The following is a 4,234-nucleotide window of genomic DNA, read 5'->3' on the forward strand; positions in this document are numbered from 1 at the left end:
CGTGAGGCCGCCGCGGCGCTGGCCCGCCCCGGCCGGTACAAGAGGCTCGCAGACAACCTGCGTGTCAAGGAGATTCACGTCAACCCGGGTGACCCACTGGCCGGCGGTGACGGGGCCCGCGCGCAACGGTTCGTCGTGTGTCACAACCCCGAGCAGGCTGAGCGGGACGCCGCGGTGCGGGCCAATCTGATGAACCACTTGGCCGGGCTGGTCGACGGCTCGGATGACTGGGCCCCTGCTCGCAGAAGCGAGTTCGTCGGCTCGTTGAAGGACAAGCCCGGGCTGCGCCGGTACCTGCGCCGCACCAAGAGCGGCCTGCTGCGGATCGACCATGCCGCCGCGAAGGCCGAGGAGCACCTGGACGGCAAGTGGCTGCTGCGCACCAGTGACCTGACCCTCACCCCCGAGGACCTGGCCGCCGCGTACAAGCAGCTGCTGGCCGTCGAGTATTGCCTCTCCCGCAAGTTCCCGGCCACCCCGTCCAGCGCTCCAGGCGCGTTGTTGCTGGTCACCGCGGCATAGACGCACCGCACAGCCTCCCGATGAATTCCTGCCTGATCGATATGATTCATGAAGCGTGTTCGGCAAACCAATACTGATGATTCGGATCGTGAACTGAGGATGGAGGACGTTCTGTGACGTCACTGGCGGTAGTCCGGGACATTCACTCGCCTCGGTCGCTATCGACGACGCAGGACGTGCAGGCGTATCAGGAGGATCTGCTCGCCGCGTACGTGCTGGCCCGATCCGCGCACGGGGTAACGGATGCGACGGTGCGGGCGGAGCTGTCCGCGGTCGGCGAGTTCTTGGACTGGGTCGACCGGCCGCTGTGGGAGGTGACCGCGGGCGATGCGGACCGGTTCCTGACGAAGGCGCAGGCCGGCAAGGCGGTCAAGACGCGCCGGATCAAGGCGGGCAGGATCGCGGGGTTCTACCGGTTCTTGGAAGTGCGCTACCAGGGGGAGATCCACGAGCTGACCGGGCATGTCGTGGTCAGCCCGATCGATGAGATCAACCGCCCCACCAACAGCGGCGACTTCCAGGAGCGGGTGCCACCGGCGCCGGGCGACCTGGCCGGGTTCTTCACCTCGTGGCGGGACGCGCTGCCGCGGGCGCGCAAGTGGCACACGGCCGCACGGAACTACACGATGGCCCGGTTGACCGGGCAGGTCGGGCTGCGCGCAACCGAGTGCTGCCGGTTGGGATTGGACGACGTGCACTTCGACCACGGCCCGATGGGCAAGATCCATGTGCGGTACGGCAAGGGCTCACGAGGGTCGGGTCCCCGGCAGCGACTGGTCCCGATGCTCGGCGACGCTCGGCCCCTGCTGCAGTGGTGGGTGTGCGAGGTGCGTGGCGAGTTCGCCGACGACTTCAACTCCCCACGGGCGCCGCTGTTTCCGTCCGAGCGGGGCGGGCCCACCAACGCGGACGCGTTCCGAATCTCGTTGAAGCAGGCCGCATCCGAGCATCTGGGCGGCCCGGTTCGCCAGCTGACCCCGCACGTGCTGCGGCACGCGTGCGCCTCCGGCCTGTACCGTGACGGAGTCGGGCTGATGGCGATCCAACAGCTCCTGGGTCATCACTGGTTAACCACCACGATGCGGTACGTCCACGTCAGCAACGAGCTGATCGAGGCCGAGTACGTTCAGGCGTCCGACCGGGCAGCGGCCCGGTTCACCAGTATTCGGGGAGGATGAGCCGATGCAGTGGAACCTGCGGATGGTCGCGGCGCAGCACGGCGTGTGGAAGGCGTCCGACCTACGAAGGATGCTCGCCGAGCAGGGCCTGGTCATCTCGGCGGGCAAGATGTCGAACCTGTGGTCGGGCAAGCCGATCTCGATCCGGCTGGATGACTTGGACGTGATCTGCGGGGTCCTTGGGTGCTCCCCAGCCGACCTGCTGCTGCCCGACGAGCTGGAACCCGCGCAGGCCCCCGAGCCCGCGCAGCGTCGCGCGGCCGCATCGCCCCGACCGACCCGGCGAACCGGTCGACGCACTCCACCACCGGTATGAGCACGGTCGGACAGATCGTCCGCTGCCGAGACTGCGGTCAGCGGCGCAAGAATCACCGCGGGGGACGATGCTCCCGCTGCTACCGGCTGGCCAAGCCCCAGGTGATGGCCTGCACCCGGTGCGGGACGGTACGCCGCTGCTGGGCCGGAGTGTGCACTCCCTGCAAGCAACGCTCCCGCGCCACGGGCGGCGCCTGCTCGGAGTGCGGTCGGAACGTGAAACGGCTGTGGACCCGCGGGAGGTGCGCCGCGTGCGCGCACACCGGCTGGTCAGTCGGCAGCTGCCCGGACTGCTGGGCCTGGGCGTACAGCATCACGGGGGACCCGCCGCGGTGCCGCGCATGCCGAGACTTCGCCGCCCGCAACCACTTCGGGCAATGCTCGGCATGTCGGCGAGAGCTGCCGGTGAACCAGCACGTCCGGTGCCGACTGTGCCAGATCACCCTGCGACTGTCACCCGCCAACCAAGGCATCGGCACCGGCACCGACCGCAGCCGCGGCGGGTGGGTCCAGCTGTTCTTCGGCGACATGGAATACCGGGGCCGTGCCGCGACCCTGGCGTCCGCGCCGGGAGCCGGCCACGCGAAGTCCCCGGCCGGCACTGTGGTTCAACCGGTCCTGTTCGAGATGTTCCCGCACCCGACCCGGGCCGCGGCGGACGCCGACGCGTGGCACCACACTCCGGCCGGGCGACGCCTGGACACGCAGCTGACGTCGTTCGCGCAGTCACACGGCTGGTCGGCGCCCACCACGCGACTGACCAGCCGGGCGCTGGCCTTGATGGCCACGGTCGGCGGGCTCAGCGCCGACCCGCCGCTGATCACCGCGGACCTGGCCGCGCAGCTGCGGCGCATGCACCTGCCGATCACCCGATTGGAGCAGTTCCTGACCGAGGCCACCGGCACGCCGCCTCACCGCGAGCCGGCCCGCGCGACCCGACCGGGCGACGGACCACTGGACGGGCTGCCTGCACCGATCCGGCGGGAGGTCGACCTGTGGCTGGACGAGCTGGCCGGCAACGCCCGGCGAAGCCGCCCCCACGCCGACACCACCATCGCCAGCTACCTTCGCGCGGCCCTGCCCGCGATACGCTCCTGGGCCGATCACTACTCGTCCCTGCGTGAGGTCACCCGCGCCGACGTGATCGACCAGGCCACACCCCTGACCGGGTCCGCCCGCACCCTGACGCTGGTGGCCCTCCGGTCCCTGTTCAAGGTGCTCAAGGCGCGACGGGTCGTCTTCACCAACCCCGCCCGCGGCGTGCACCCCGGCTCCATGCCGCGGTGTCCCGCGCTCGGCCTCGACGCGCGAACCCGCAGCCGTCTCCTGGACGGCACGCCCCGGACCGATCACCGACTGGTCCTGCTACTGGCCGGGATTCACGCCCTCACCCGCGCCGACATCGCCGCCCTGCTCGTGGACGACCTCGATCCCGCCCGACGCCGCCTGCACGCCCATGGCAGGACGATCCACCTGGACGCACTGACCCGGCACCACCTCGACGCATGGCTGGCCGAACGCCGCACCCGGTGGCCAGCAACCGCGAACCCACACCTGATCCTGACCGGCCGGTCCGCCTACGGGACCCGGCCCGTGTCCACCTGCTACTTCCGGGGGCTGCCGGTGCCGACCTCTCGGCTCCGCGCCGACCGGATCCTCGGCGCCGCGCAGGACAGCGACGGCGACCCGATCGCCCTCAGCAGGATGTTCCACCTCGACCCGTCCACCGCCACCCGCTACTGCGCCCAGCTGTCCGCCATCGAAGACGAGCAGTCGCAGCAGAACTCAGGCTCCACGACCGGCACCACCGGGAGCGCGTAGCCATGTACCTGCGAATCATCCAGCGGCACAACACGGATGGCAGCACGATCCGCTACGTGCAGATCGCCCACAACACCCGCAACCCCCGAACCGGCGCCTCCACCGCCCGCACCATCTACAGCCTCGGGCGCGAGGACACCCTTGACCGCGCCGCCCTACGACGGCTCGCCGAGTCCATCCTGCGCTACCTCGACCGCACCGAACCCCTTGAACCCAGCGGGCAGCCATCGACTTGCCACGAACTTCCCGCCCCTCGCGCCGAATCGACTCAACCGACCGGAAGTTCGCACCACAACACCCTTCAGTATTCGTGAACTTCCGGGGTTCCGAGGATGGAGGGACATGAAAGGCGCCCTCGGGCTACGCCCAGTCTACCACTATCGAGAGGACCGGATCCG

Annotated in this window: 6 protein-coding genes; 5 read left to right on the top strand and 1 reads right to left on the bottom strand. The window is 69.9% G+C overall.

Annotation, left to right across the window (positions count from 1 at the left end; all coding sequences use genetic code 11):
• The 3 genes from FGL98_RS24690 to FGL98_RS24700 all read left to right on the top strand — a co-directional run.
• Window positions 1-522, top strand: a 522-nt coding sequence (locus tag FGL98_RS24690) for a hypothetical protein (protein ID WP_484177378.1), incomplete at its 5' end; no start/stop codon positions are given.
• A gap of 113 nt (window positions 523-635) precedes the next feature.
• Window positions 636-1,700, top strand: coding sequence for a tyrosine-type recombinase/integrase (locus tag FGL98_RS26600; protein ID WP_146321483.1), 1,065 nt, complete (start codon window positions 636-638; stop codon window positions 1,698-1,700).
• Window positions 1,701-1,704: 4 nt separating this feature from the next.
• Window positions 1,705-2,016: a helix-turn-helix domain-containing protein gene (locus FGL98_RS24700; RefSeq protein ID WP_146321485.1), complete on the top strand. Its 312-nt coding sequence runs from the start codon at window positions 1,705-1,707 to the stop codon at window positions 2,014-2,016.
• A 79-nt stretch (window positions 2,017-2,095) separates the two neighbouring features.
• On the opposite strand, the gene FGL98_RS24705 is transcribed toward FGL98_RS24700, so the two are convergent.
• Window positions 2,096-2,329: a hypothetical protein gene (locus tag FGL98_RS24705; RefSeq protein ID WP_146321487.1), complete on the bottom strand. Its 234-nt coding sequence runs from the start codon at window positions 2,327-2,329 to the stop codon at window positions 2,096-2,098.
• A 91-nt stretch (window positions 2,330-2,420) separates the two neighbouring features.
• Here FGL98_RS24705 and FGL98_RS24710 point away from each other — a divergent pair, with 91 nt between their 5' ends.
• Window positions 2,421-3,836, top strand: coding sequence for a site-specific integrase (locus tag FGL98_RS24710; RefSeq protein ID WP_146321489.1), 1,416 nt, complete (start codon window positions 2,421-2,423; stop codon window positions 3,834-3,836).
• A gap of 2 nt (window positions 3,837-3,838) precedes the next feature.
• Window positions 3,839-4,150, top strand: coding sequence for a hypothetical protein (locus FGL98_RS24715; RefSeq protein ID WP_146321491.1), 312 nt, complete (start codon window positions 3,839-3,841; stop codon window positions 4,148-4,150).
• Window positions 4,151-4,234: the final 84 nt, after the last annotated feature.

It is taken from the genome of Leekyejoonella antrihumi (assembly GCF_007845645.1).
GTDB lineage: Bacteria > Actinomycetota > Actinomycetes > Actinomycetales > Dermatophilaceae > Leekyejoonella > Leekyejoonella antrihumi.

Excerpts from the sequence above, each read along its gene's own strand:
- FGL98_RS24700 (WP_146321485.1), top strand. The coding sequence starts at position 1,705 with ATGCAGTGGAACCTGCGGATGGTCGCGGCGCAGCACGGCGTGTGGAAG.
- FGL98_RS24705 (WP_146321487.1), bottom strand. The coding sequence starts at position 2,329 with ATGCTGTACGCCCAGGCCCAGCAGTCCGGGCAGCTGCCGACTGACCAG.
- FGL98_RS24715 (WP_146321491.1), top strand. The coding sequence starts at position 3,839 with ATGTACCTGCGAATCATCCAGCGGCACAACACGGATGGCAGCACGATC.